Origin of the sequence: Rhodococcus sp. D-46, from assembly GCF_011290655.1 — a bacterium.
Lineage (GTDB): Bacteria > Actinomycetota > Actinomycetes > Mycobacteriales > Mycobacteriaceae > Rhodococcus_F > Rhodococcus_F qingshengii.
On record NZ_JAANTF010000001.1, the window covers coordinates 829,508 to 855,878 of the forward strand.

General features: G+C 62.6%; 23 protein-coding genes. 11 read left to right on the forward strand and 12 right to left on the reverse strand.

What is annotated here, in order from left to right; genetic code table 11:
* Positions 1-46: 46 nt before the first annotated feature.
* The 3 genes from G9U53_RS03980 (at position 47) to G9U53_RS03990 (ending at position 4,408) form a co-directional block, all read left to right on the forward strand.
* Positions 47-1,720, forward strand: a complete 1,674-nt coding sequence (locus G9U53_RS03980; RefSeq protein ID WP_050655800.1) for a putative PEP-binding protein — start codon at positions 47-49, stop codon at positions 1,718-1,720.
* Positions 1,721-1,795: 75 nt separating this feature from the next.
* Positions 1,796-3,076 carry a solute carrier family 23 protein gene (locus tag G9U53_RS03985; RefSeq protein ID WP_020907537.1) on the forward strand — a complete coding sequence of 427 codons (1,281 nt, stop codon included), beginning with the start codon at positions 1,796-1,798 and terminating at the stop codon, positions 3,074-3,076.
* Between the two features lie 189 nt (positions 3,077-3,265).
* Positions 3,266-4,408: an acyl-CoA dehydrogenase family protein gene (locus G9U53_RS03990; RefSeq protein ID WP_007735194.1), complete on the forward strand. Its 1,143-nt coding sequence runs from the start codon at positions 3,266-3,268 to the stop codon at positions 4,406-4,408.
* Between the two features lie 92 nt (positions 4,409-4,500).
* Here the strand turns inward: G9U53_RS03990 and lexA are convergent, their stop codons facing one another.
* Positions 4,501-5,229: a transcriptional repressor LexA gene (gene lexA, locus G9U53_RS03995; RefSeq protein WP_007735195.1), complete on the reverse strand. Its 729-nt coding sequence runs from the start codon at positions 5,227-5,229 to the stop codon at positions 4,501-4,503.
* A 278-nt stretch (positions 5,230-5,507) separates the two neighbouring features.
* Here lexA and G9U53_RS04000 point away from each other — a divergent pair, with 278 nt between their 5' ends.
* Entirely contained in the window at positions 5,508-6,221 is a 714-nt protein-coding gene (locus G9U53_RS04000; protein ID WP_030535544.1) for a LysM peptidoglycan-binding domain-containing protein, read from the forward strand.
* Between the two features lie 194 nt (positions 6,222-6,415).
* On the forward strand, positions 6,416-6,913 hold the full coding sequence (nrdR, locus tag G9U53_RS04005) for a transcriptional regulator NrdR (protein ID WP_030535543.1): 498 nt from the start codon (positions 6,416-6,418) through the stop codon (positions 6,911-6,913).
* 286 nt (positions 6,914-7,199) lie between these two features.
* On the opposite strand, the gene hrpA is transcribed toward nrdR, so the two are convergent.
* Positions 7,200-11,105 carry an ATP-dependent RNA helicase HrpA gene (gene hrpA, locus G9U53_RS04010; protein WP_165638339.1) on the reverse strand — a complete coding sequence of 1,302 codons (3,906 nt, stop codon included), beginning with the start codon at positions 11,103-11,105 and terminating at the stop codon, positions 7,200-7,202.
* A gap of 101 nt (positions 11,106-11,206) precedes the next feature.
* Between hrpA and G9U53_RS04015 the strand changes: the two genes are divergently transcribed.
* Positions 11,207-11,836 carry a Pr6Pr family membrane protein gene (locus G9U53_RS04015; RefSeq protein WP_003942129.1) on the forward strand — a complete coding sequence of 210 codons (630 nt, stop codon included), beginning with the start codon at positions 11,207-11,209 and terminating at the stop codon, positions 11,834-11,836.
* Here G9U53_RS04015 and G9U53_RS04020 read toward each other — a convergent pair.
* The gene (locus tag G9U53_RS04020; protein ID WP_003942194.1) at positions 11,807-12,124 is read right to left on the reverse strand and encodes a DUF2322 family protein; all 318 of its coding nucleotides are present in this window, start codon (positions 12,122-12,124) and stop codon (positions 11,807-11,809) included. The genes G9U53_RS04015 and G9U53_RS04020 overlap by 30 nt on opposite strands.
* Before the next feature lie 132 nt (positions 12,125-12,256).
* Between G9U53_RS04020 and G9U53_RS04025 the strand changes: the two genes are divergently transcribed.
* Complete coding sequence (locus G9U53_RS04025) at positions 12,257-13,480, forward strand: aminotransferase class III-fold pyridoxal phosphate-dependent enzyme (RefSeq protein ID WP_172827079.1); 1,224 nt, start codon at positions 12,257-12,259, stop codon at positions 13,478-13,480.
* Between the two features lie 2 nt (positions 13,481-13,482).
* On the opposite strand, the gene G9U53_RS04030 is transcribed toward G9U53_RS04025, so the two are convergent.
* Positions 13,483-13,749: a hypothetical protein gene (locus G9U53_RS04030; RefSeq protein ID WP_007732799.1), complete on the reverse strand. Its 267-nt coding sequence runs from the start codon at positions 13,747-13,749 to the stop codon at positions 13,483-13,485.
* A 17-nt stretch (positions 13,750-13,766) separates the two neighbouring features.
* Between G9U53_RS04030 and G9U53_RS04035 the strand changes: the two genes are divergently transcribed.
* Positions 13,767-14,465, forward strand: coding sequence for a hypothetical protein (locus G9U53_RS04035; RefSeq protein ID WP_030536898.1), 699 nt, complete (start codon positions 13,767-13,769; stop codon positions 14,463-14,465).
* On the opposite strand, the gene G9U53_RS04040 is transcribed toward G9U53_RS04035, so the two are convergent.
* The 3 genes from G9U53_RS04040 to G9U53_RS04050 all read right to left on the reverse strand — a co-directional run bounded on the left by G9U53_RS04040 (position 14,451) and on the right by G9U53_RS04050 (position 16,341).
* On the reverse strand, positions 14,451-15,131 hold the full coding sequence (locus G9U53_RS04040; RefSeq protein ID WP_003942237.1) for a PhzF family phenazine biosynthesis protein: 681 nt from the start codon (positions 15,129-15,131) through the stop codon (positions 14,451-14,453). The two genes, G9U53_RS04035 and G9U53_RS04040, sit on opposite strands and share 15 nt — an antisense overlap.
* Before the next feature lie 80 nt (positions 15,132-15,211).
* Entirely contained in the window at positions 15,212-15,751 is a 540-nt protein-coding gene (locus G9U53_RS04045) for a carboxymuconolactone decarboxylase family protein (RefSeq protein WP_003942122.1), read from the reverse strand.
* 2 nt (positions 15,752-15,753) lie between these two features.
* Complete coding sequence (locus tag G9U53_RS04050; protein ID WP_003942119.1) at positions 15,754-16,341, reverse strand: peroxiredoxin; 588 nt, start codon at positions 16,339-16,341, stop codon at positions 15,754-15,756.
* A gap of 229 nt (positions 16,342-16,570) precedes the next feature.
* On the opposite strand from G9U53_RS04050, the gene G9U53_RS04055 reads away from it, so the two are divergent.
* Entirely contained in the window at positions 16,571-17,491 is a 921-nt protein-coding gene (locus tag G9U53_RS04055) for a hydrogen peroxide-inducible genes activator (protein ID WP_020907545.1), read from the forward strand.
* A 28-nt stretch (positions 17,492-17,519) separates the two neighbouring features.
* On the opposite strand, the gene G9U53_RS04060 is transcribed toward G9U53_RS04055, so the two are convergent.
* Both G9U53_RS04060 and G9U53_RS04065 read right to left on the reverse strand, forming a co-directional pair.
* Positions 17,520-18,920, reverse strand: a complete 1,401-nt coding sequence (locus G9U53_RS04060; protein WP_165638340.1) for an FAD-linked oxidase C-terminal domain-containing protein — start codon at positions 18,918-18,920, stop codon at positions 17,520-17,522.
* Positions 18,921-19,042: 122 nt separating this feature from the next.
* Entirely contained in the window at positions 19,043-19,891 is an 849-nt protein-coding gene (locus G9U53_RS04065; RefSeq protein ID WP_003942255.1) for a LysR substrate-binding domain-containing protein, read from the reverse strand.
* 56 nt (positions 19,892-19,947) lie between these two features.
* Here G9U53_RS04065 and G9U53_RS04070 point away from each other — a divergent pair, with 56 nt between their 5' ends.
* The gene (locus G9U53_RS04070; RefSeq protein ID WP_007732807.1) at positions 19,948-20,355 is read left to right on the forward strand and encodes a DUF5997 family protein; all 408 of its coding nucleotides are present in this window, start codon (positions 19,948-19,950) and stop codon (positions 20,353-20,355) included.
* A 53-nt stretch (positions 20,356-20,408) separates the two neighbouring features.
* On the opposite strand, the gene G9U53_RS04075 is transcribed toward G9U53_RS04070, so the two are convergent.
* From G9U53_RS04075 to G9U53_RS04085, 3 genes are all read right to left on the reverse strand, one after another.
* On the reverse strand, positions 20,409-22,913 hold the full coding sequence (locus G9U53_RS04075; protein ID WP_165638341.1) for a DEAD/DEAH box helicase: 2,505 nt from the start codon (positions 22,911-22,913) through the stop codon (positions 20,409-20,411).
* A 26-nt stretch (positions 22,914-22,939) separates the two neighbouring features.
* The gene (locus G9U53_RS04080) at positions 22,940-23,977 is read right to left on the reverse strand and encodes an alpha/beta hydrolase (RefSeq protein ID WP_007732813.1); all 1,038 of its coding nucleotides are present in this window, start codon (positions 23,975-23,977) and stop codon (positions 22,940-22,942) included.
* A gap of 181 nt (positions 23,978-24,158) precedes the next feature.
* On the reverse strand, positions 24,159-25,118 hold the full coding sequence (locus G9U53_RS04085) for a PAC2 family protein (protein WP_003942198.1): 960 nt from the start codon (positions 25,116-25,118) through the stop codon (positions 24,159-24,161).
* Positions 25,119-25,473: 355 nt separating this feature from the next.
* Between G9U53_RS04085 and G9U53_RS04090 the strand changes: the two genes are divergently transcribed.
* Positions 25,474-26,229, forward strand: coding sequence for a sensor domain-containing protein (locus tag G9U53_RS04090; protein ID WP_007732815.1), 756 nt, complete (start codon positions 25,474-25,476; stop codon positions 26,227-26,229).
* Positions 26,230-26,371 lie beyond the last annotated feature (142 nt).

A 26,371-nucleotide genomic window follows, 5' to 3' on the forward strand; every position in this document is an offset into this window, starting at 1 on the left:
CGAGGTGATCCGGTGTGACACCGGGCCCATCGCTCAAGGAGGACAGATGACCGAACAGCTCAACCGAATCACCGTGCACGGCACCCCCGTCGTGCCCGGAATTGCCTACGGCCCGGCTATCTGGCCGTCCAGCCGACCAGAACTCGTCACCGATGCGCCCGCACTCGACGAGGCCGATCGAGAGGCCGCTGCAGACGCCTTCGTCGCAGCAGCGAAGGCTGTCGAGAACCGCCTTCTCGGACGGGCTGCCGAAGCCACAGGCGCGGCCGCCGAGGTCTTGCAGGCCAACGCGGCGATGGCAGCCGATCGCGGCTGGATCGGGGCGGCAAAGAAGTCGATCGCCGGCGGAGTGCCCCCGGTGCAGGCTGCGATCGCGGCGACGGAGCAGTTCGTGGTGCTGTTCACCAAGGTCGGCGGTGTGATGGCCGAGCGCGTCACCGATCTCGAGGACATCCGCGACCGCGTGATCGCCGAACTCTCCGGATTGCCCGAACCCGGAGTTCCGATGCCCGAGACGCCGTCGGTGCTGTGCGCGGACGATCTGGCTCCTGCGGACACCGCGGGCCTCGATGCAACCAAGATCATCGGACTCGTGACCATCTTCGGCGGCCCGACCAGCCACACGGCAATCATCGCGAGGCAGTTGGGCATCCCGTGCATCGTGGCTGCGAAGGAATTGGAATCCATCGCGGCCGGAACACCGATTCTGATCGACGGAACCACCGGCGACGTGATCGCGGAGCCGGATCCCGAACAGGCGCGCGAACTGGTCGAACAATCCCGGATCGATCGCGAACGCGTCAGCACGTGGACCGGACCAGGCCGGACGTCGGACGGTCGGCCGGTAGACGTTCTCGCCAATGTTCAAGACGGCGCGGGCGCTCGCGCCGCGGCGTTGACCGCAGCGGGAGGCATCGGGCTCTTCCGGACCGAACTCTGCTTCCTCGGCCGTGAGACCGAACCGACCGTAGACGAGCAGGCGGCGATCTACGCCGAAGTTCTCGAGGCCTTCGCAGGAAAGAAGGTCATCATTCGCACGTTGGACGCGGGTTCGGACAAGCCGCTCAAATTCGCCAACCATCAAGAGGAAGCGAATCCGGCACTCGGCGTTCGTGGGGTCCGAATCGCCTGGCAGGACATGGGAATTCTCGACCGCCAGCTCGACGCGATCGCGGCAGCCGCGGCGTCGACCAACTCGTCCCCGTGGGTCATGGCACCGATGATCGCCACCCCGGCCGAGGCGAAACGTTTTGCCGATGCGGTGCGGGCACGCGATCTTGTTCCCGGTGTGATGGTGGAGATCCCGGCGGCGGCGCTGTTGGCCGACCAGATTCTCGAACACGTCGAATTCCTCTCGATCGGTACCAACGACCTCGCTCAGTACACGATGGCCGCTGATCGGATGTCCTCCGAACTCGCCGACCTGACCGATCCGTGGCAGCCCGCGGTGCTCGCCCTTGTCGCACGTACGGCCCAGGCCGGTCAGGCGGCAGGCAAGCGCGTCGGCGTCTGCGGTGAGGCGGCCGCCGATCCACTGTTGGCGTGTGTTCTGGCCGGACTCGGAGTTTCCTCGCTGTCGTGCGCTGCGGCGTCGGTCGCGGGTGTGGGAGCGAAGGTCGGGTCAGTCACCATGGCGCAATGTGAGGCGGCTGCGGCGGCGGTGCTGGCAACCGGTGATCCGGTGGCAGCGCGCAAAGCGGCGGCCGACGCAATCAGCTGAACTGGTTTCGTTGGTCTCGGTCGGAGACCGAGCGCCTGACCTCTAGTATTTCGACCTGTGATCGAACGAGAAACAATGACCGGGGCCGGCGGAATCGGCTGGACTGTCCACGGAGACGGCAAGCGGATCGCCGACGGAGCCGTCGTGGCGCCGGACGAACGACTGAGTTGGCCGCGCACCATCGGAATCGGGATGCAACACGTCATCGCGATGTTCGGAGCGACACTGCTCGTTCCGACCATCACCGGCTTCCCCGTCACGACGACGCTGTTGTTCTCGGGTATCGGCACCGCGCTGTTCCTGCTCATCACCCGGGGCCGGATCCCGAGCTATCTCGGTTCGTCCTTCGCGTTCATCGCCCCGCTGACAGCGTCGGCAGGATCGGGCCCGGCCGCGCAGCTCGGTGCCGTCATGGCCGTCGGCATCGTGTTGATGTTGATCGGCGTCGCCGTACGTCTGATCGGCAGCCGGGTCATCGACGCCGTCATGCCGCCGGTAGTGACAGGCGCCGTCGTCGCGCTGATCGGTCTCAACCTCGCTCCGACGGCGGTCGGTTCCTTCGAATCGCAGCCGCTGATCGCCACGGTCACGCTCGTTTCGATCCTGCTGGTCACGGTCGTCGGTCCCGGGCTGCTCGGCCGGTTGGGCATTCTGGTCGGCGTCGTGATCGGCTGGGTCTTCGCCGCGGTCATCGGTGGTCTCGACAGTGAACGAGTGTCCGCTCTGCGCGAAGCCGACTGGTTCGGGCTGCCGAGTCTGCACGGACCGTCGTTCGACTGGTCGGTGATCGTGCTCGCGCTGCCCGTGGTGATCGTTCTGGTCGCCGAGAACGTCGGACATGTCAAGGCGGTGTCCGCCATGACGGGTAAGTCCCTCGATGACCTGGCCGGCAATGCGCTGTTTGCAGACGGTCTCGCCACGACCTTGGCGGGCGCCGGCGGCGGATCCGGAACCACCACGTATGCCGAGAACATCGGGGTCATGGCAGCGACGCGTGTGTACTCGACCGCGGCGTACTGGGTAGCGGCCGCCACCGCCGTGATCCTGGCATTTTCGCCCAAATTCGGTGCACTGGTCTTCACGGTTCCGAACGGCGTCATCGGCGGTGCGACGATGGTTCTCTATGGACTCATCGGCATTCTCGGTGTGCGCATCTGGATGGAAGCGAAGGTGGACTTCACCGATCCGGTCAACCTGACCGTCGCCGCTGCCGCACTGGTTGCCGGCATCGGGAACCTGACGCTGACCATTGGTTCGGTCGAGCTGGGCGGCATCGCTTGGGGGTCGATCGGCATCTTGGTCGCCTACCCGATCATGCGATACCTCGCCAAATTCCGTACTTCGAGTAACAGATAACCGCTACAGTCACGAATCGTGATCGTTCGGGTCATCGACGGGTATCGCAACAGGTTCTACCGTCGGAGGCAGTGACGTGGGCCCGCGAACTTCGGCGTGCCCAGTCTCAGCGAAAGCATCCCGACCGGGTACATCGTCCCCACCGGGTACATCACTGAAGTGCCGTATATCGAATTGCAAGGAGTCGGCGTGGAGCGCACCCTGTTCGAACCGGAACATGAACTCTTCCGGGAGTCGTACCAGAAGTTCTTGGCACAGCACGTGGCACCGAACCACGAGAAGTGGGAAGAGCAGAACATCGTCGATCGTGACGTCTGGGTCGAGGCCGGAAAGCAGGGATTCCTGGGAACCGCGGTACCTGAGGAATTCGGCGGCGGCGGTGTCAAGGATTTCCGCTACAACGCGATCATCACCGAGGAAACCACCAAGGGTGGCTTCAGTGGTATCGGCTTCACGCTGCACAACGACGTGGTGGCGCCGTACCTCCTGGAGTTGACCAACGAGGAGCAGAAGCAGCGTTGGCTACCCGGATTCGCGTCGGGTGAGCTGATCTCGGCGATCGCGATGACCGAACCGGGTACCGGTAGCGACCTGCAGGGCATCAAGACGAAAGCAGTTCGCGACGGGGACCACTGGGTACTCAACGGTTCGAAGACCTTCATCACCAACGGAATCAACGCCGACATCATCATCGTTGTCGCGTGCACCGACCCGGACAAGGGTGCTCAGGGCTTCAGCCTCCTCGTGGTCGAGCGGGACATGCCCGGCTTCGAGCGTGGACGCAATCTCGACAAGATCGGCATGAAGGCTCAGGACACCGCCGAACTCAGCTTCACCGACGTACGCGTTCCCGCTGCCAACCTGCTGGGCGAAGAGGGAATGGGCTTCTTCTACTTGATGAAGAACCTTCCCCAGGAACGACTCTCGATCGCCGTCGTTGCTGCCGCCGCAATGGAATCGGTTCTCGAGAGCACGATCCAGTACTGCCGTGACCGCAAGGCATTCGGCAAGTCGATCGGCAGCTTCCAGAACACCCGATTCGTACTGGCCGAATTGGCAACAGAGACCACGGCAGTGCGCATCCTGGTGGACAAGTTCATCGAGCAGCTCAATGCCGAGAAGCTGACCGTGCAGGAAGCTGCGATGGCGAAGTGGTGGACCACCGAAGCTCAGGTCAAGCTCATCGACCGCTGCCTCCAGCTGCACGGAGGCTACGGCTACATGAAGGAATACCCGGTTGCCAAGGCGTATATGGACTCTCGTGTGCAGACCATCTACGGTGGCACAACCGAGATCATGAAGGAGATCATCGGACGTTCGCTGAATCTCTGATTCGGGTGATGGACCGCTGATCGTCACGAAAAGACTCTGGGCCCCGGCTGATGCCGGGGCCCAGAGTTTTGTGATCGAGGGTGCGAGCGAACTCAGATCTTCCGCATGACCGTGACAACCTTGCCCAAGATGACGGCGTTGTTGCCGGGAATCGGCTCGAAGAGGTCGTTGTGCGGCATCAGCCACACCTCCTTCTTCGTACGCTTGAACGTCTTCACGGTGGCTTCGCCGTCGATCATTGCGGCCACGATGTCACCGTTCTCGGCGACGTTCTGCTGACGGACGACAACCCAGTCGCCATCGCAGATCGCTGCATCGATCATCGACTCACCGACAACCTTGAGCATGAAGAGCGAACCTTGGCCGACGAGCTCGCGGGGGAGTGGAAACACATCCTCCACAGCTTCCTCGGCGAGGATCGGTCCGCCGGCAGCGATGCGGCCCAGGATGGGGACGAACGCCGGCTCTGGCAGCGGGTCGGCACTGTTGTACTCGCCGGAATGCTTCGACACCGACGCGATGGCGGTATCGGCCGCAACCTCGTCGAGACCCCGAACATCGACTGCACGAGGGCGATTGGGATCGCGTCGAAGGAAGCCCTTGCGCTCCAACGTTCGCAGTTGATGCGCGACCGACGACGTGGAGGTAAGCCCCACCGCATCCCCGATTTCGCGAATGCTCGGCGGATACCCGCGCTCCGTCACCGAATCGCGGATCACTTCGAGAACGCGCCGCTGACGCTCGGTGAGCGTCTCGCTCGACGGAGACGGAACTGCAGAAGCTCCTGCCTCCGCGGCTGTGCTGGAGCGATCGTCCTTCATGGCCTGTTGCCTCCGTGTCTGAAGAAGTCGTGTCTGAAAAAGTCGTGTCTGAAAACTGCCTGCAAAAGTGCCTGCAAAGTGCCTGGTGCAAGTCGCGCAGAAACCTGTCGGTGCCTCCTGCCAACATTCGAGCTGTCGACAAACACGGAGGCTTTCGCAATTCCCGCTGTGTGGTCTGACACGAATCTAGCCGGATTTGCTCGCGGTTTCAAACATCTGTTCGATTCGTGTCGCTCCAAGTAGAGACATTGTCGGCCAGGCGTGGTAGAAATTCGAACATGCGTTCCATCGAACGCATGATCGAACACATCGATCGGTGTCGACCAGCGGAGGTCACGATGGGTAACGCAGCACTGAAAAGCAACAGGGTTTTCGACGACGCGATTGGTTTCGACGCGTTTGGTTTCGACGGTACGTCGGCACTGAAGTACCACCCCTCGTTCTATGGGCCCGATGCAGACGCTGTGTCCTTCGAACGGCGCGGAGCGGCCGAAATGCATGGCGTGGCCAGGGATGTCGACAACGAACCGCAGGCGGCCGTCGTTCGCCGGGTTCCGGCGGTGGGCGCGGTTTCAGGTTCGCGTTCATTGCGCGAATCTCCTCGCCGGTGGGACAGCGAGCACGATTCGTCACGCCCGTACGGAGGAAGTTTCGCGCACCGAAACAGGGTCGGTGTGTCACGGGTCGAACATGAAGTGGCCGCCGAGGATGTCAGTTGGAAGACGGTTTTCCTGGGCGCCGTATTCACCGCATTCGCAGTGTTGGCGTTGGTGGGGATCGGCGCTTTGTCGAGTGGTGACGTAGCTGCGACAAACGGCGCGACCGAAGTGGTTCGCGTTGCCGCGGGTGAATCCCTCAGTGATATTGCTGCCAAGGTTGCACCTGGCCAGGCTGTCGGTTCGGTGATCGAGCAGATCATGGATCTCAATGCGATGTCGAGTTCCGGACTGTCAGTGGGACAAACGCTGATCGTGCCGGCCTCGGGGCGCTGACCTACCCCGTACCAGGCGGGGGCGTACCGAGCGTGAGAGCAGTCCGTTCACAGCGAGTAAGCTGTCCACTTGACAGTCCCACCACCTCGGGTGGTCGCGTTGAGTACGTGGATCTGCTCTGTAAATCGTCGGAGGATTTGCAGTCGGTAGCGAATCTGAGTTGCGGCCATTTCGGCGACAACGAAGGAACCCCGATGCATTGCCCGTTCTGCCGGCACCCTGATTCCCGAGTGGTCGATTCGCGCGAGGCCGACGAGGGCCAGGCGATCAGGCGGCGCCGTTCGTGCCCCGAGTGTGGCCGCCGATTCACCACGGTCGAGACGGCAGTTCTCTCGGTCGTGAAGCGCAGCGGCGTCACGGAGCCTTTCAGCCGAGAAAAGGTTGTCAAAGGTGTGCGTCGCGCATGCCAGGGCCGCCAAGTGGACAACGATTCGCTGAATTTGCTCGCCCAGCAGGTCGAAGATGCCGTTCGAGCTTCGGGTTCTGCCGAAATTCCCAGTAACGAGGTAGGGCTCGCGATCCTCGATCCGCTTCGAAATCTCGACGAAGTCGCCTACCTGCGATTCGCATCGGTGTACAAGTCCTTCAGCTCGGCTGCGGATTTCGAACGTGAGATCACCGACATGCGCGAGCATGCAGAGACCCGTGCCGCCGAGAAGGCTCCCGGCGCCGAGACCGTTTCCGTCGACTGAGGCCTTCGCCTCAGATAACGCTGAGAGCACAGAGCGGTCTTAGGTAACGCTGAGAACACAAAGCGAACAATCGAACAAATCGGGCACGTTATTCGCTTAGTGTCTACCAGGTACGTTCGTCCGCATCTCGGATCTTCACGGAGGCGTTATGAACTTAGTTGCAGTTCTCGGAGTCGTGAACAGCCTGGTAACCCTCGGGTTCGCCAACACTGTTGCCACCTTTGGCGGTTTCCTCACCAACGTCAACATTCAGACAATCTACTGATCGCGCAATTCTCGCCGAACATCAACGCTTGATCGCTTCGATAGCTTTCAGGACTCGCTTTTCGGAAATCGGTGTGGGTGTACCGAGGGACTGCGCAAACAGGCTCACGCGCAGTTCCTCGATCATCCAACTGATCGCGTCGACATCTCGAGCAGTGCGACGCTCTTCGGGAAGCGAACTCAACAACCGGTCGTACGCTGCGTACACCCGGTCGAGGACATCCATAGCCTGCTGATCTCGTTGTGCACTTGCGGGCAGAGCTTCGAGACGGAATTTTGCTGCGGCAAGATACCGCGGTAAATCGCGTAGGCGGGCCGATCCCAGTTCGGCGACAAATCCCGGAAACAGCAGTGAGGTCAACTGTTCTCGGACGTCGTCGGCTGCCTCGCCGCGCGAGCGGTCCAGCACGACGCTCAGTTGGTGTGCTTGTTCGAGGATCGGAACAATCATGCGCAGGATCGCGGAAACGCGTCCGGCCAGTTCGGAGCGTGCGATCTTCACCAGGGCATCGAACGCTTCAGGCGTGCGTACCGGTCCACCGTGAGCCGCGATCACTTCGTTGGCAGCTGCCACCCGGCAATCTTCGACGAGGGCCTCCAAGCCGCCGTCCGGATTCTGGCCGAGAGCCAGACGCTGCGTGTTCGACAAGCCGGCGGTCACTGCCTTGAGTTGGGTGGGAACGGCCGCGAGGAGAAGCGCCCGCGTACCTTCCCTCATCGCCTGCGCCTGCGCGGCCGGCGTACTCAGGACACGAACGGCAACTCCGCCGTTCTCCGGCACCAGAGCTGGGTAGCCGGTCACCTGCTGTCCGCCGATGGAGCGAGTGATGGTCTGTTCCAATGCGCCCAGCGTTTCGGATGTCCAGACGGTTGCCGCTGCCCGTTCGGTTCCGGTTGCCGCCTTGGCCACTTCCTTCTGCACGCGCGGGGCGAGCGTGCGTCGTAGCTGCGCCAGATCCTTACCCTTCGCGAGAACCTTGCCCGATTCGTCCTCGACGACAAATGTCATCCGAAGATGGTCGGGCAGCGCGGCGGGATCGAAGTCCTTGGCGTCGATCTGGATCCCGCCCAAGTGCGAGAGTTCGCGGGCCATCGCGGTCATCAACGGCTCTGATCGAGGTTTGACTGCTGCCAATGCTGCGGCGGCATAATCCGGAGCCGGAACGACAGCGCGTCGAATGTTCTTGGGCAACGTCTTGATCAGAGCGGTAACGAGATCGACGCGCATACCGGGGACCAACCAGTCGAAGCCGACCGGCTGAAGTTGCGCGAGCAGGCCGACCGGGATGTGCGCGCTGACGCCGTCGTCGTCCTTTCCCGGCTCGAATTGGTAAGTGAGTGGAAACTGCATGTCGCCTTGGCGCCAGGCGTCCGGGTACTCGCCGCCCAGTACTGCAGCTGCGTCGGAGTTGACCACCGTTTCCGGTGTGAAAGTCAGCAGACTCGGATTCTTGCGCCGCTCGGTCTTCCACCACTGGTCGAAATGCTTGGCGGATACGGCTTCCTGGCCGATACGTTCGTCGTAGAACTCGTAGAGAGTTTCGTCGTCGACGAGGATGTCGCGTCGGCGCGCGCGGTTCTCGAGTTCTTCGACGTTGTCGAGGAGTGCACGGTTTTCGTGGAAGAACTTGTGGTTCGTCTGCCATTCGCCCTGCACGAGCGCATGGCGGATGAAGAGATCGCGAGAGGCCTCGGGATCGATTCGTGAGTACGTCACTGCGCGGCCGGTTACCAGAGGAACTCCGTAGAGAGTGACCCGCTCGTATGCCATCGCCGAGCCGCGCTTGGAGGACCAGTGCGGTTCGGAATAGGTCCGTTTCACCAGGTGCGGGGCGAGCTTTTCAGCCCACTCGGGTTCGATACGCGCGGACATGCGCGCCCACAGCCTCGACGTTTCCACGAGTTCGGCGGCCATGACCCAGCGTGGTGGCTTCTTGAACAGTCCCGATCCGGGGAAGATCGCGAAGTGGCTGCCCCTGGCGCCGAGGTAGTCCCGCTTCTCGCCCTCGCGTAGCCCGATATGCGAGAGCAACCCGGCAAGGAGCGACTGATGGATCGCGTTCTCGCTTGCCGGTGTCTCTCCCACTGTCCAGCCGAGACCGCGGGTGATCTGCCGGAGTTGCCCGTGCAGATCCTGCCATTCGCGGATGCGGAGCCAGTGCAGGAACTCGTTCCGGCACATCTTGCGAAACTGGTTGGAGGACAGATCGTTACGTTGTTCGCGTAAGTAGTCCCACAGTTTCAGGTAGGCCAGGAAGTCGGAGTTCTCGACGTTGAAGCGGGCGTGCTTTTCGTCGGCGGCTTGCTGGAACTCGGCGGGCCGCTCGCGAACGTCCTGGATGGACAACGCCGCGACGATGACAAGGGTTTCGTGAAGGCAACCGTTGTTCTTGGCTTCCACCAGCATCCGTGCCATCCGCGGATCCACCGGAATCTGGGCCAGCTCGCGGCCGACCGGCGTCAGTTCGGGGTGGCTGGCCTCGGAACCTCGCGCGATGGCGCCGAGTTCCTCGAGGAGTCCGATTCCGTCCTTCACGGCGCGCTGGTCCGGCGGTTCGACGAAGGGGAATGCCGCGATGTCGCCCAGGCCGAGGGCCGTCATCTGCAAGATCACGGATGCGAGGTTGGTTCGCAGGATCTCCGGTTCGGTGAATGCCGGCCGTGACTCGAAGTCCTCCTCGGAATACAGGCGGATGCAGATTCCTTCGGCGACGCGGCCGCAACGCCCGGAACGCTGACGGGCTGACGCCTGCGAAATGGGCTCGATCGGCAACCGCTGAACCTTGGTGCGCACCGAATATCGCGAAATGCGCGCGGTTCCCGGATCGACGACGTACCGAATGCCGGGAACGGTCAGCGAGGTCTCGGCCACGTTGGTGGCAAGGACGACGCGTCGGCCGGTGTGCGGCGAGAACACTTTGTGTTGCTCGGCGGCAGGCAGCCGCGCGTACAGCGGGACGATTTCGGTGTTGCGAAGACGCCGATCGCGTAAAGCATCTGCGGTGTCGCGAATTTCGCGTTCGCCGGAGAGGAAGACCAAGATGTCGCCTTCGCCCTCCGCGCTCAGCTCGTCGACCGCCTCGCAGACCGCGTCGACGGGATCGCGGTCGAAGGTGATGTCGCCGGATTCGACGGTCAGTGGCCGGTAACGCATTTCGACAGGGAATGTTCGCCCGGATACCTCGACGATCGGCGCGGGCTTACCGTCGACAGCGAAGTGCTTGGCGAAGCGCTCGGGATCGATGGTCGCCGACGTGATGATGACCTTGAGATCGGGTCGGCGGGGGAGCAGCTGAGCCAGGTAACCGAGGATGAAGTCGATGTTGAGACTGCGTTCGTGCGCTTCGTCGATGATCAGCGTGTCGTAGCGTCGGAGCATACGGTCGCGCTGAATTTCGGCGAGGAGAATGCCGTCGGTCATGAGCTTGACGTAGGTGCGGTCCGAGACCTGGTCGGTGAACCGCACGGTGTATCCGACGGCGTCGCCGAGTTCGGTGTCGAGTTCTTCGGCGATACGTTCGGCAACGGTGCGTGCTGCCAACCGGCGCGGCTGTGTGTGTCCGATCAAACCGCGGACGCCACGTCCGAGTTCGAGACAGATCTTCGGGATCTGGGTTGTCTTACCCGAGCCAGTCTCGCCGGCGACGATGACAACCTGATTCTCCGAGATCGCGGTCGCGATGTCGTCCTTGCGCTGACTGACGGGCAGAGCTTCCGGATACGAGACTGCGGGAACATTGGCGGAGCGTGCGGCCAACCGCGTGCGCGCCGTTTCGATTTCCTCGGCCAGCGCCACCAAAGCGTCTGGTGTGCGGGCACGGTCGAGTTTGCGACGGAGTCGACTCTCGTCGCGGAGTGAGACCTGCGCCAGCGCGCTCTTCAGGTCACTCCGCTTGGGGGAGAGCGGGGCCGGTGGTGTTGTAGACATGCTGATGACAGCCTATCGAACGCGTTCACAACTACCGCTCGCAGATCGTGCTGATGTGCAAATATCGACCAGTGACGACAAATACCGCAAATGAGTCATCGGTGCCTGTCTTGTCGACGCCGATCGCCGTGCGAGCCCTGAGACTGTTGTTTGCTGTGTTCGGACTTGCCGCTTTGCTGTGGATCCCGATCCGTGACGCGGCTGAGCTGTCTCTGTCGAACTATCTGAGCTACTTCACCATCGAGAGCAACATTCTTGCGGTGATCGTGTTGCTGGTCGGTGCAATTCGAGATCCACAATCGCAGGCGTGGCAGTCGATCCGAGGGGCGGTGACGCTGTACATGGTGATCACCGGGATCATCTACGCCGTGCTCCTGGCCGATATCGACGTCAATTTGAACGATGCCTGGATCAACTCGGCACTGCATCGGATTCTTCCCCTGGTCATGCTTCTCGACTGGGTGTTCTTCGCTTCGAGGCACAGGATCTCCGAAGCCCGCTCACTGCAGTGGCTGCTGTTTCCGGTGATCTACGCGGTGTACACGTTGATTCGAGGGCCGATCGTCGACTGGTATCCGTATCCGTTCATGGATCCTCGCCACCAGGGCTATCTGGCCCTGTTCATCGGATTCGTCGTACTGGGCATCGCGATGGCCCTGATGGCGTTGGCGGTCAATGCCGTCGGACGGCTGGGAGCCGGGTTACGCGGACGGAACGCTGCGAAGTCCTAGGGGATTGCCGGAGGCGAGCACCTGCTCGAGGCGGTCCACGTTCGGGTGCTTACCGGGGTTCGCCCGGGCGTCCTCGGTGTGCTCGGCGAAGATCGTCAATCCTGCCGAGGCGGCTTCGGGTGTCAGCGCGCCGTAGACCTGAGCGAGATGGTTGTACACCTTGACCGAGCCGGACTTTCCGGGCTTGTTCTCCACGGTGTCGATGACGTTTCCGTCGGCGTCGAGTACCTCGATGGCGGCCAGATGATCGATGGCGGGCAGTGCGGCGAGATTGTCGGCAAAAGTCATGGTCGACAGATTACGGGTGCGCCCGTGAAAGCCGGTGCCGGGCGAGCGCCGTCGTGCGCGGATTCCTGGTGTCGATATAGTCGCAGCACATCGTTTGCACACCAGCATCGTTTGTATTCGAAGGGGACAATGATGGCTTCGGCATTGTGGCACGGGTTCGCGGACATGGGCGCTGTGGAGAAGAACGGCGCGTTTGTCGTCTCTCGCGGTGAGGGCGCGTACATCTGGGACCGCGAGGGCACGCGGTATCTGGATGCGACGGCGGGCCTGTGGTTCACCAATGTCGGGCACGGGCGCACCGAGATCGCGGATGCGGTGGCGGCTCAGTTGTCGAAGATCGCTCATTTCTCGAATTTCGGTGATTTTGTTCCCGAGACCACGCAGGTGTTGGCGGAGCGGTTGGCGACGATCGCGCCGGTTGCCGGGAGCAAGATCTTCTTCACTTCGGGTGGTTCGGATTCGGTGGACACTGCGGCGAAGCTGGCTCGTCGGTACTGGCACGAGGTGGGGCAGCCGGAGAAGGCGATTATCGTCGGTCGTCAGAAGGCGTATCACGGAATGCACGTTGCGGGAACGGCTCTCGCTGGTATTCCGGTGAACCGTGAGGGGTACGGCGAGCTGATGGCGGATGCGGCGACCGTCGGCTGGGATGATGCGAAGAGCCTGCTCGAGTTGATCGAGAAGATCGGTGCGAACAAGATCGCGGCGTTCTTCGCGGAGCCGATCATCGGTGCGGGTGGGGTGTATCTTCCGCCGGAGGGGTACCTGGCCGAGGTGCGTGACATCTGCCGCGAGCACGACATCCTCTTTGTCGTCGACGAGGTCGTGACCGGTTTCGGCCGGATCGGTGGTGAGTGGTTCGCGTCCACTCGTTTCGATTTGCAGCCCGACATGATGACCACGGCAAAGGGTTTGACGTCGGGTTACGTGCCGATGGGTGCGGTGTTCATCGCGCCGCGGGTGGCGGAGCCGTTCTATGCCGGTTCGTGGTGGCGCCATGGGTACACCTACGGCGGTCATGCCGGTGCTGCTGCTGCGGCGATGGCGAACCTCGACATTCTCGAGCGTGAGAATCTGCTCGCGGAGTCGAAGCGTCTGGAGGCATCGTTGCATACGCATCTGCAACCGCTGGCCGAGCATCCGCGGGTGGCGGAGGTTCGCAGTGGGCTCGGTGCGGTCGCCGCGGTGCAGTTGGCTGATCCGGCGGAGGCGTTGCCGTTCGTGAAGACGCTTCGTGAGCACGGTATTTCGGGTCGCGCCGCGGGTCAGGGTGCGATGCAGATTTCGCCGACGTTTGTCATGACCGATGATCAGGTCGCGGAGATGGCAGCAGGAATCCTCGCAGCTCTCGGATGAGTTCAGTTGCGGCGCCGGAAGAGTTTCTCGATTCGGCGCCGCACAGCGTTGGGTGCAGGTTCGAGTTCCAGAACCTCTTGTTCCGACTGCTTGGCGTAGGCCTGGGTGTACCGCTCGTGCAGTACCGAGCGAATCTCGTCCGGAGAGTAGGCCCGACGCTGGCGTTCGCCGCGCGCAACGAGGACCCCGGTGGCGGCAACGCCCATCGCGCCGGCGAGGCCGACCAGTTTCCAAACGTGCGAGGCGCGCAGAGGAGTAGGAAGTTTCATCCCTCTACGCTAGAGGCATGGACCGACGATTGCTTTCGCAGGTGAGTCTCGACGAGGCCGCCGCGGCGACCCGCACGGGCGACATCTGGATCTTCCGCGGAGAGTCGACGGCGGACCGGGCCATCCAGACGCTGACCAACAGCCCGGTCAACCACGTCGGAATGTCGGTCGTGATCGACGACCTCCCGCCGCTGATGTGGCATGCGGAACTCGGTCACTCGCTGCAGGACATGTGGACCGGACGCTTCCAGCGTGGTGTCCAACTGCACGATCTGCGATCGGCCGTTCAGGTTTGGGGCGCCAAGTACGGGCAGCGTGGATGGTTGCGCCAGCTCGACCACGAGATCACCCGGGAGCAGGAAGACGCTCTGCTCGAGACGATCGCGCGGCTGGACGGTACGCCTTTCCCGTCGACGGCCAAGCTTGCTTCGCGCTGGTTCGGCGGCCGAATCCCGAAGCTGCGCAAGAAGTCCGACGTATCGGCAGTAGCCGTCGAGAGCGCCTACTGCGCCGAAGTGGTTGCCAAGACCTATGAAGCGATGGGTCTGCTCGTCGGTAATCGTCGTGTCAACTGGTTCGACCCGGGCAAGTTCTGGAGTGGAGATCAGTTGCCCCTCGCGCCGGGAGTTGCGCTCGGTGACGAGATCTCGGTATCACTGAGTGCACGTGACCTCGAGGCCGGACGCAATCCCGCCGGGTACTCACAAGGTTCGTGACGGCTCGGCGACGACGCGGCCGCCGACTTCGAGCCAACCTTCCGGAGAGAAGGTCGTGTGAAGGACCGATCCGCGTCCCTGGGTGATGAGCAATGATTTCCTCAATCGGTCCGTGATGCGCAGCGCTGCAGATCCGGTCGCCTCGTCCTCGGCGATTCCCATCACCGGTGCGAACATGCGTGCGCGGATGGCAGCTTCGAGCTTGTCCTGCCATGCCCACAGATACGAATGATCCGCCTCGTAGTCGGACGGATCTGCGTCGATGACGTCGTCCACCGTGTCCATCGGATAGATCGCGAATTCCGGTGCCCATTCGGCACGCGCGCGTACCCACGTCAAAGCGCCGGATTGGCGGACGTCGACACTGCCGGCAGGAACGTCGAGGGCGCTCACGCGACGGCCCTGTTCGCCCAGCCACCACGTGGCACCGACGGTCGGGTGTCCGGCGAAGGGGAGTTCTGCTGCCGGAGTGAAGATCTGGACCCGCGCACGCGAGGCGCCGTCATCCGGAACGTCGATGAAGATGGTCTCGCTGTAGTCGAGTTCCTTCGCGACGGCTTGTCGATCCGATTCTGCAACCGTGGACGCGTCGACGATTCCCAGCGGATTCCCGTGCTTGCCGTTCTCGTCCGTGAAGACCCGGACCACACTCACCTCGATACCCATCGGTCCACCCTAGCGCGCGAAAAGCCCTCCCCACCTTCACGGTGGGGAGGGCTCGTCGAACTGCACTCAGGTCCGAGTGATCAGACCTGTGCGGCAGAGAGGATCTCGTTGGCTTCGACAGCCTGTGCGACGCCCGCGACGATGGAACCGGCGCGGATCGCTTCGAAGATGACCTCGCGGTCGACACCTTCCTGGCGGAGGGTGTTCTCGTGAGCTTCGAGGCAGTGGTTGCAGCCGTTGATCGCGGACACTGCAAGCGACCACAATTCGAAGTCGGCCTTGTCGACGCCCGGGTTGCCGATGATGTTCATCCGCAGGCCGGCACGAAGGTCGTCGTACTTACCGTCGAGGTAGCCCTTGGTGCGGTAGAAGACGTTGTTCATGCCCATGATCGACGCTGCGCCGAGAGCGGCGTTGTATGCCTCTGCCGACAGGTTGTCGGCAGCCTCGGAAGCAATCTCCTTGAGCGTGGACGCAGACTTGGTGGCTGCGGCCGTTGCGAGGAGCGTTCCCCACAACTGCTGCTCGTTCAGGACCGTCGTGCGCGCAATGGAACTCAGGTTGAGCTTGAGGTCCTTCGCGTACTCGGGAAGCGAGTTCTTGAGGTTCTCGACGCTCATACTCAGACGCTCGCAGTCAGGAGCTCGCCGGCGTTGATGGTCGGGTCGCCCTTCTTCCAGTTGCATGCGCACAGCTCGTCGCTCTGGAGAGCGTCGAGGACGCGGAGAACCTCGTCGACGTTACGGCCGACGGAACCGGCTGTGACGGAGACGAACTGGATCTCGTTGTTGGGGTCGACGATGAACGTCGCGCGGTCTGCAACGCCGTCGGCGTTGAGGACGCCGGTGGCCTCGGCAAGCTCGCGCTTGAGGTCCGAGAGCATCGGGAAGGGGAGGGTCTTGAGCTCTTCGTGCTGTGCACGCCACTGGAAGTGCACGAACTCGTTGTCGACGGAAGCGCCGAGAACCTGAGCGTCACGGTCTGCGAACTCTTCGTTGAGCTTGCCGAATGCAGCAATCTCGGTGGGGCACACGAAGGTGAAGTCCTTGGGCCAGAAGAAGACGATGCGCCACTTGCCTGCGTAGTCGTCACTGGTGACGGTGGTGAAGTAGTCATCGGGCTGCTGGGCATCGACCTTGGACAGGTCGCCGCCGATGACAGCCGTGAGGTTGTAAGCGGGGAACTGGTCGCCGATTGTGAGCAGAGCCATGTGTCTCATTCTCCTACGTGTCTCGTGAACAGGAATTTCTTGCGCACACGATCCGGCTGTTCGGACTGTCACGGCCGAACGTGCTGGATCGAGAGGGTTTGTCACCGTCAGCGGGTCGGACGGTTTCGACTGGAGTGTCGAGGTTGTGACCGGCGCTTTTTGGTATGAGTCCATTCTGCATCAAACCGTTCAAAAGGTAAAGGTGATGGGTGGCACTACACTGATAGGCATGTCTGATCAGACTTATCAACCTTCCTTGTCACAGCTGCGTGCCTTTGTGTCGGTGGCCGAGTACCGGCACTTCGGTACTGCCGCAGCGCGTTCCGGTGTGAGCCAACCCACACTGTCGCAGGCGCTGGCAGCTCTCGAGGCGGGACTAGGGGTCAAACTGATCGAACGTAGTACGCGGCGCGTGCTCGTGACCGCGGACGGACAGCGCTTGCTCGGTCAGGCCAAGCAAATCCTCGAAGCTGCCGACGGTTTCGTCGCGAGCGCGGCCGGCTCCGGCGACTCTCTGACCGGACCGCTACGCATCGGGTTGATCCCGACCGTTGCGCCCTACATTCTTCCGGGGTTGTTGCCGGAGCTGCGCGAGAAGCTGCCGTCGTTGGCGCCGCAAATAGTCGAGGATCAAACGGCGCGCCTACTCGATGCACTGCGATCGGGAGCGCTCGACGTCGCGGTGTTGGCGCTTCCTGCCGGAACACCTGGCCTGGTGGAAGTTCCTGTGTACGAAGAGGATTTTGTGATGGTCGTGCCGAACGATCATTCCTTGGCCGGACGTGTCGATCTCACGGCGGACGTGCTCGACGCGCTGCCGTTGCTCTTGCTCGACGACGGCCACTGCCTGCGCGACCAGACGTTGGATCTGTGCCGTTCGGTAGACGCCCATCCGCTTGCCGGCGACACGCGGGCTACCTCTCTCGCGACAGTCGTGCAATGTGTGGCCGGGGGACTCGGGGTGACTTTGGTCCCGGAATCGGCTGTTGCCGTGGAGGTTCGACGCGGGGACTTGTCGACGGCGCATTTCGCTTCGCCGGCTCCAGGTCGCACGATCGGCGTCGTGTTCCGCTCGTCGAGTGGCCGAGCAGAAGGATTCCGTCAGCTGGCCGAGCTGGTCCGTTCGGTCAGCCCGACGGTTCCTCGATGACGTAACTCGTTCGACGTCGACGTGAAAGCTAGTCGAGAGAGCCTTCTTTCACGGCAATGACCGCTCCGGGATTGAGAATTCCCAGCGGGTCGAGCGCATCCTTGACCCTGCGATTGAGGGCCATGACGTCTTCACCCAACTGTGACGGCAGCCAGTCGCGCTTGAGTCGACCCACCCCGTGTTCGCCGGTGATCGTGCCGCCGAGCGCGATGGCGAGATCCATCACCCGTCCGAATGCGATCTGTGCGCGTTCGGACATGTCCGGGTCTGCGGGGTCGAAGACGATGAGCGGGTGGGTGTTTCCGTCTCCGGCGTGCGCTACCGTGCAGATCAGGACGTCGAGGTCGTTTGCGATGGCTTCGACCCCGGTTACCAGCTGGGGGAGTGCGCGCATGGGAACGCCCACGTCTTCGAGAAGCAGACTTCCCATCGCGAGCACGGCCGGGAACACCGCTCGCCGTGCCGCCGCAAAAGCGTCACCTTCGGCCTGGTCATCGGTGGCGAATACTTCGGTGGCTCCGTTGTTTTCGCACGCCTGAACAATCGTCTCGATTTCCAGCACGCCTGCCGCGCCGGGTGCGTCGGACTGCGCGAGCAGTAGTGCGTGAGCCTTGCGGTTCAGACCCATGCGTACCGAATCCTCGACAGCATTGATACTGGCGTGATCCATGAACTCGAGCATCGCCGGACGCATGTTGCTGGTGATCGCCAAGACCGCGTCGGCAGCTTCTTGTACCGAGTCGAACGACGCGACGACGGTTGATGCGGGCGGCTGCGCGGGAATCAAACGCAACGTGATTTCCGTGATGATGCCGAGAGTGCCCTCGCTGCCCACGAACAGTTTGGTGAGTGAGAGTCCGGCGACGTCCTTGAGAAGGGGACCTCCGAGGCTGACAGCTGTACCGTCCGCCAGCACGACCCGGAGTCCGAGAACGTAGTCGGTGGTAACTCCGTACTTGACGCAGCAGAGCCCGCCGGCGTTGGTGGCTGCATTGCCGCCGATGGAACAGATCTCGAAGGACGACGGGTCAGGTGGGTACCAGAGTCCGTGCTCTGCGGCGGCTTTCTTGACCTCCGCATTCATCAAGCCGGGCTGAGTAACCGCCACCCGGGCGACCGGGTCGATCGTGATCTGTCGCATTCGCTCGGTGCTGACCACGATGCAACCGTCGACGGCGCTGGATCCACCGGAAAGGCCCGAGCCGGCACCTCTGGGAACCACCGGAACGCGGTGGGCGGTTGCCCATCGCATCACGGTTTGGATGTCTTCGGTGCACGTAGCGCGAACCACGGCAGCGGGATGGCCGGCGGTCGGGTCGGCGGCCCAGTCCTGGCGGTAGCCCGCGGTCACATCCGGATCCAGCAGGACGGCTCCCTCGGGGAGTGCCGCTACCAATTCGTCGAGGGCTGAAGAACTCGCGGGAGTCATACTCTCATCATGCTCGACGGAGTTCGACGATGCGCCAATTCGCGAGACCACAGCCCGAGTCTGTCGCGCCTGATCAGTTCAGCATTGTCCGGCAGCGATCCTCCGAGTTGCCAGTTGAAGCCCTAGCGGCCCTTCTGCTTTCCGGAGAACCGGCCACCCGAACTCTTGGTCCCACCGGACTTGCCGCTGCCTGATTTGCCGCCCGCCTTGGCCTTACCGGAACCGGCGTTGCGTCCGGATATGTTCTTTGCGGTGCCGGCGCCCTTAGCTTTCTGCCCGTTCTTGGCAGCTTCTGCGCGACGCTCGCGGGCCGCGATCTTGGCCTTGACGGAGCCCTTGATCTTCTCCGCCGGCTCACCGTTTCGGCCGCGGGAACTCTGCGCCGTTCGGCCCCGCACGATGCCGATCAGTTCCTCGACCAGATCTGTGGTCTTGGACTCCATCCATGCCAAAGCCACAGGAGCCTCGGGCGCACCGTCCACCGGACGGAAGGTCAGGTCCTTGCGATGGTGGAACCGCGCCAGCGAATGGGGAACCACGACAACTCCGACGCCGGCGGCCACCAACTCGATGGCGTCGGCGATGGTCGCGGGTCGCTCGGCGGCGGTCTTTCCGGGACGGGTCGGCCAGTCGAGTCTGTCGTCGAGAGGATCGAGCACTATCTCGTCGGCCAGATCGTCGACGGAAATCTGATCGACAGTAGTGAATACGTGATCTTTCGGTACCACCACCACCGGGGTTTCCGCGTACAGCGAGATGGCGCTGATGCCGGTCCGGTCGATCGGCAGTCGAACCAACCCTGCATCTGCTTCACCGGCGCGAAGTGCAGCTTCGAGTTCGAGAACCGGGAACTGAACAAGTTCCAGACGCACCTCGGGGAGCCGCTCGTGCCACACCCGGACCCACTTGGTGGGCGTCACCCCCGGGGCGTACGCGAGTCGAAAAATTGCCTGACTATCCGCGTCTGTCACCAGGCAAGGCTACCGCCTTGGTAAAAGCACCCGTATCGGCTGGTTACTCTTGTTGCATGACGTCGAACAAAACTCCCCAGACGATGAAGCCGACGACGGCTGCCAAGAAGCTGGGTGTGTACCTGGAAGCAACACCTGCGCAGTTCCAGGAAGGCGACGTGACTCGTGACGAGCTGACCGCTCTGCAGACCGATCCGCCGGAGTGGCTGCTGGAGCTGCGACGCACCGGACCGCACCCTCGCCCGGTCATCGCCGCCAAGCTGGGCGTATCGATCGCCGGGCTGGCCCGCGGCGGCGTCGAAGAAGCACTCACCACGGATCAGATCGCCGCACTCCTCGAAGAGAAGCCCGAATGGCTCGAAAAGGAACGCGCTGTTCAGGCCGAGGTGCGGGCCGAGAACGTTCGCATCAAGGAAAAGCGCGCTGCTCGCCGCAACCAGCCGCGGAAGGCTCGAAGGGGCTGACGCCCCCTGTGCGCCTTTTTGGTAGCGCCGACTACCAGAAAGGCGCACAGGCGCTAGCCTTCTACGACGCTCAGCTCGTCGAACACGATTTCACCCGCGGCATCCGATTCCGGGATGTCGACGACGGTAAGCAGTGCCCATCCGTGATCGCCCTCCGGATCCTCGAGCACCTGCCGCACCCGCCAGAACTCACCCTCTTCGGTGACCTGGAAGAGCGCCGGCCCGCGCGCCGATGGCCCGGTTCCGATTGTTGCGTACTCCTCGAAGTACGGGAGTAGTTGCTCCTCCCACTCGGCGGCGTCGATACCGTCCTCGAGGTTTTCCAGCTCATTCCACTGCCGACGCGACGCGAGGTCGATGCGTCGGAACATCGCATTGCGCACCATGACGCGGAATGCGCGCGGGTTCGCCGAGATGGGACGGGGAATGTCGGCGCCGAACGCAACCTCTTCCGTGTCTGCCTCGGCTCCGGGGTCGGTGAGTGACTCCCATTCGTCGAGCAGGCTCGAGTCGACCTGACGGATCAGCTCACCCAACCACTCGATGATGTCTTCGAGTTCCTCGGTGCGCGCTTCCGTCGGGACGGTCTGTCGCAGCGCGCGGTAGGCGTCGGCGAGGTAGCGCAGGACGAGGCCCTCGGACCGGGTGAGTCCGTAATGGCTGATCAACTCGGCAAACGTCATGGCGCGTTCGATCATGTCGCGCACCACGGACTTGGGGGAGAGGGCGAACTCGGTGATCCACGGGTGGCCACCCCGGTACATTTCGAAAGCCGGGAACAGCAAGTCCGACAACGGTTTCGGCCACGTAACCTCTTCGAGGAGTTCCATGCGCTCCTCGTACTCGATGCCGTCGGCCTTCATCTGCGCAACCGCTTCGCCACGAGCGAAGTGCTGCTGCGCCATCAGAACCTGACGCGGATCGTCGAGCGTCGACTCGATGATCGAGACGACATCGAGTGCGTAACTGTCGGATTCGACGTCGAGAAGTTCGAATGCCGCCAAGGCGAACGGTGAGAGTGGCTGGTTCAAGGCGAAGTCGCGTTGCAGGTCCATCGTCAACCGAGCCATGCGGCCGTACTCGTCGGGTTCGTCGAGGCGTTCCACGATGCCGGCGCTGAGCAATCCGCGATACAGCGAGATCGCTTTGAGGATGTGCTTGCGCTGCGCCGGACGCGATTCGTGGTTGTCCTCCAACAGGTGCCGCATCGCGTCGAAGCAGTTACCCGGGCGGGCAATGACATTGAGCAGCATCGAGTTGCTGACCGAGAATCGCGACACCAACGGCTCGGGCGATGCGGCGACCAAGCGATCGAACGTCGCTTCGCTCCAGGACACAAACCCCTCGGGAGCCTTCTTGCGTTGAATCTTTTTGATCTTCTTCGGATCGTCGCCGGCCTTGGCGACTGCCCGCAGATTCTCTACTTCGTGTTCCGGTGCCTGGACGACGACGGTGCCCATCGTGTCGTAGCCTGCACGACCCGCGCGACCGGCGATCTGATGGAACTCGCGGGCTTTCAGATGCCGAGTACGGACGCCGTCGTACTTGGCCAGACCCGTGAGCAGCACCGTGCGGATCGGGACGTTGATGCCGACGCCGAGGGTGTCGGTACCGCAAATCACCTTGAGAAGCCCGTCCTGTGCGAGAACTTCGATGAGCCGTCGGTACTTGGGCAGCATGCCCGCATGGTGTACGCCGATGCCGTGCCGGACCAGGCGGGAGAGTGTTTTTCCGAACCCGGTGGTGAAGCGGAAACCACCCAGCGCCTCGGCGATCGCTTCCTTCTCTTCTTTGGAACAGAAGTTGACGCTCGTCAGTGCCTGGGCGCGTTCGAGGGCGGCGGCCTGCGTGAAATGCACGATGTAGACGGGGGACTGGTTGGTGGTCACCAGATCTTCGATGGTTTCGCCGACCGGCGTGGTCGCGTACGAGAACATCAGCGGCACGGGGCGTTCTGTGCCGGAGACGACGGTGGTGGGTTTCCCGGTACGGCGCGTCAGATCTTCGGAGAAGAAGTCGACTTCACCGAGAGTTGCCGACATCAACAGGAACTGGGCGTGCGGCAACTCGATGAGCGGAACCTGCCACGCCCAACCTCGATCGGGTTCGGAGTAGAAGTGGAACTCGTCCATCACGACCTGGCCGATATCGGAGTTCGGGCCCTCGCGCAGTGCAAGATTCGCGACGATTTCGGCCGTCGCACAAATGATCGGCGCCGACGAGTTCACGGCGGCGTCGCCGGTCATCATGCCGACGTTCTCGGCACCGAAGACCTCACACAGTGCAAAGAACTTCTCGCTCACGAGCGCCTTGATCGGCGCTGTGTAGTACGTGCGCTTGCCGAGCGACATCGCATAGAAATGCGCGCCGATCGCCACCATCGACTTGCCTGACCCGGTCGGCGTCGCAAGGATCACGTTTGCACCCGAGACCAACTCCATGACGGCCTCTTCTTGGGCCGGGTAGAGCGTCAAACCTCGTTCGATGGTCCACGAAGAGAAGGCGTCGAAAACGGAATCAGGATCCGCGTTGTCGGGGAGAAGTTCCGTCAGCAGCACTCGTACAGGCTAGCCGCAACCGTGGATCAGGTTGCGCTTCGCTCGTCCGAGCCCATGGCGTCGAGCACCGCCATGCGGGTGGACGACGTTCCGGTGATGGTGTTCTCGCCGACCCCGGAGATCAGCATGTGGCGCCAGCGAGCCTCGTCGAAGACGAGTGGTGCGGTGCTGGAAAGAAAATCTTCGACGATCTGCAGGAAACGCATCGGATCGTCGCGGAACGGGAAGTGGCCCGAGCCGCGGAAGACTTCGAGGCGTGAGTTCGGCATCGCCGCGTGCGCGAGGTGAGCGTGGGAGACGGGAATGACGGAGTCGTCGTCGCCCCAGATCAGTTGAACCGGCAGATTCTCGGTCAGATAACAGCGGTCGAGCATCGTGACGACCTGTCCGCGCCAGTCCACGACGGCCCGCAGCGTACGAAGGTAGGCCTCGTAGGCAGTGGGGTCGGGGAGATCAGCGAGCACGCGAATCAGGTCCGGTGTGTCGTGCAACATGGTGCCGGGACGCAAATTTGAACCGTGAACTACGCCGGCAAGGTTCCCGGCCATCCGGACGAGCGGCATCGCACCAGGTATCCGGAGCAGCTTTACCACCTCGTTGACCACCGGAACGGACATGAGCCGCAGCAGCGGGTGGACGTCCTTGGTGACGCCACCGGCTGAGACCAGCACGAGGCGATCCACCATGTGTGGGAATTGGTAGGAGAACTGCATCGCTACGCCGCCGCCGAGCGAGTGCCCGATGACGGTGACGTGCTCGATGCCGAGCGTCGACAGAAGATCCCGCATGCCGTTGGCGTACGCGGCTACCGAGTAATCCGCGCGTGGCTTGTCGGAACGGCCGTGACCCAACAGGTCAGGTGCGATGACCGTGTACTTCTTGGCGAGGTGGGGAATGATCTCGGTCCACGTCGACGAGTTGTCGCCGATTCCGTGCAGGAGCAGTACTGCCGGACCCTCGCCGGCTATCCGAAATGCGCGTCGGTAGCCGTGAATCGTCCGGAACATCATCCGCGGTTCCTCGTCGGGGACCGGTCGGAGCTGACGGTTCCGTGGTCTGCTCATGTCGCCTCCTGGCTCGGCGTGTGACCACGTTGACTGTCTGCTCCAGTTGTTGAGCCGTCAACGAAAATCACACAGAGTTTGAGGCTATCCGACGGATGTGTCCTGAACAACAGCCCAGGTAACGGAGGGGTTGCGGAATGCGCACAATGTCGAATTATGCGCCCCGCCCGTCACATTTTCGTCAGTTGTCGCCTCGATCGAGGTCTCCAGCTGAGCCGAAGTCGTCATTTCCTGCCTGTTCGGCCAGGAACTTTTCGAACTCTGCGCCGATCTCGTCACCGCTGGGAAGGTCGGCCTCGCCGGCCAGAAGGGACGACTGTTGTTCCTGAGCGGCGACAAAAGTGTCGTATTGACGCTCCAAAGCGTGGACTACAGTCTGAACTTCTTCGTTCCCGGCTATGTGCTCGTTAACCTGTTCCCGAACGCGCGCCGCGGCCTCACCCAGTGCAACCAACGGCAACTCCAGATCCGAAACCTCGGAAACGTTTTCGAGCAAAGTTTCTGCGGCGCCCGGGTAGTCCGTTTGCGCGAGGTAGTGGGGGACATGCACCGAAAAGCCCATCGCCTCGTGCCCGTGCTGAGACATACGAAGCTCGAGCAGTGATGATGCGCTGCCGGGAACCTGCAGTTCACCTGACCAACGCTGATGGTCCTGGATCAGGTCCTTGTTGGTCGAATGTGCTGTCACGCCGAGCGGTCGGGTGTGCGGGATTGCCATCGGAATCGCGTTGAGCCCGATGGTTCGACGCACTCCCAACTGTTCGGACAACAGACGAACGGCTGTGGTGAACCGCTCCCACTTGAGGTCCGGTTCCATCCCGGCAAGCAGCAGGAACGGCGTGCCGGCCGTATCGCGCAGTGCGTACAGATTGAGCGCCGGAGCGTCGTAGTCGGAGAAATGATCGGCCTTGAACGTCATCGTTGGTCGACGTGAGCGGTAGTCGATCAGCTCGTCGACAGCAAACGACGCGACAAGCTCGGTCTCGAGGCTTTCGCGCAGATGCGTCGTCGCCAACTTCACGGCGTGACCGGCGTCGGAGTAACCCTCGAGTCCGTGAATCAGGATCGGTCCCTGGCCGTCGGCAGCCGCCAACTGGGGCGCCGGAAATTCCAGCTCGTACATCCTCGACTGTTCGTCCATCGCAGTCCCCTTCGCTCTTCGGTCTTGATCTCAAGTGTCCACTATCGGCGCACGCTCGACAGCATCGGAGTCAGGTGCCCGACAGCACTGGATCAGACGTTCATCGGTAAGAACACCGAGTCGGTGACCGATCATTCCCGATCCGACGAGACGGGCGTTCGCCGAGAGCGAAGCCGAGCGGTATCTTTCGACACTTGGCCTGGGCGTTCGCTAGATGTCGGGTGCGCGGCTTCGGACATGGCAGAGTGGAACACAAGGTCGGCACGGCTGATTTGTCCGAAATGGATTGGTCGATTGTCGGGATCGGTCGAGTGCGGAGGCTTACATGCGGGTGTGTCCACGATCGTCCAGGCGAGTGGCCGCATGCTCACTTGCTGCGGTGGCCGCCGTTGCACTACTCGCGGGCTGCTCCGGGTCGGTCCAAGGAGCACCCGTTCCGGACTCCGCGCCGGCGACTGCCGGTGCGACCGACAGCGGCACGGCGGCGCCGAGTACGACGGCTGCACCCAAATCCTCGACGCCGAAATCCACCTCTCCGAAAACGGCGGCACCGCTGTCCGAACTGCTGCTGACTCCCGAGGAATTCCCCGAGCCCTTCGGCGCTGTTGTGCTGCCCCCGCAGGCCGTTCCGATGGCAGCGCCGGATCTAGTCGGCGTCCCGCGCGGTGCCACCGTCGATCCGTCCGAATGTGAGCCACCGGAACAGGATTACGGTCCGAACGGGACCGTGATGGCGGTCGGGACCGACAACGCGACGAGGGCAACGATTTCGGTTGAACTCACGAAGGTCGATGCACCACTGGACGAGTTGGAAGCGCAAACTCGGCAGTGCCCGTCCATGACTGTCACTGCGAACGGCGTCACTACGGCAGTGACGACGGAAATTCTTCCGCCGTCGCCGATCGATGCCGACAAGACGATGTCACTTCGCCGCACTGTCGTGTCCCCCAAGGCCACAGCCGGTGATCAGACGATGCTGACCTTGATCGCGCAGGTCGGCGACGTACGGGTGGCGACAACACTGATGACGTTCGGTTCTGCGACGCCCTCGACGGCACCGCTGGATCAAGCGTTCACCGCAGCCGTGCAGAAGGTCAAAGCAGGCAAGTGATTTCACAGCACACAGGTCCGACAAGTAGCGGAGCTGCTCGGTGCGGCGCGGTACTTGGTCCCCAACAAATGCGGTAATCCACAGACGAGTTGGACGCAGCTGTTTTCCCTGCTCGAGCAGACGGTCGGGTCAGGGTGATCAG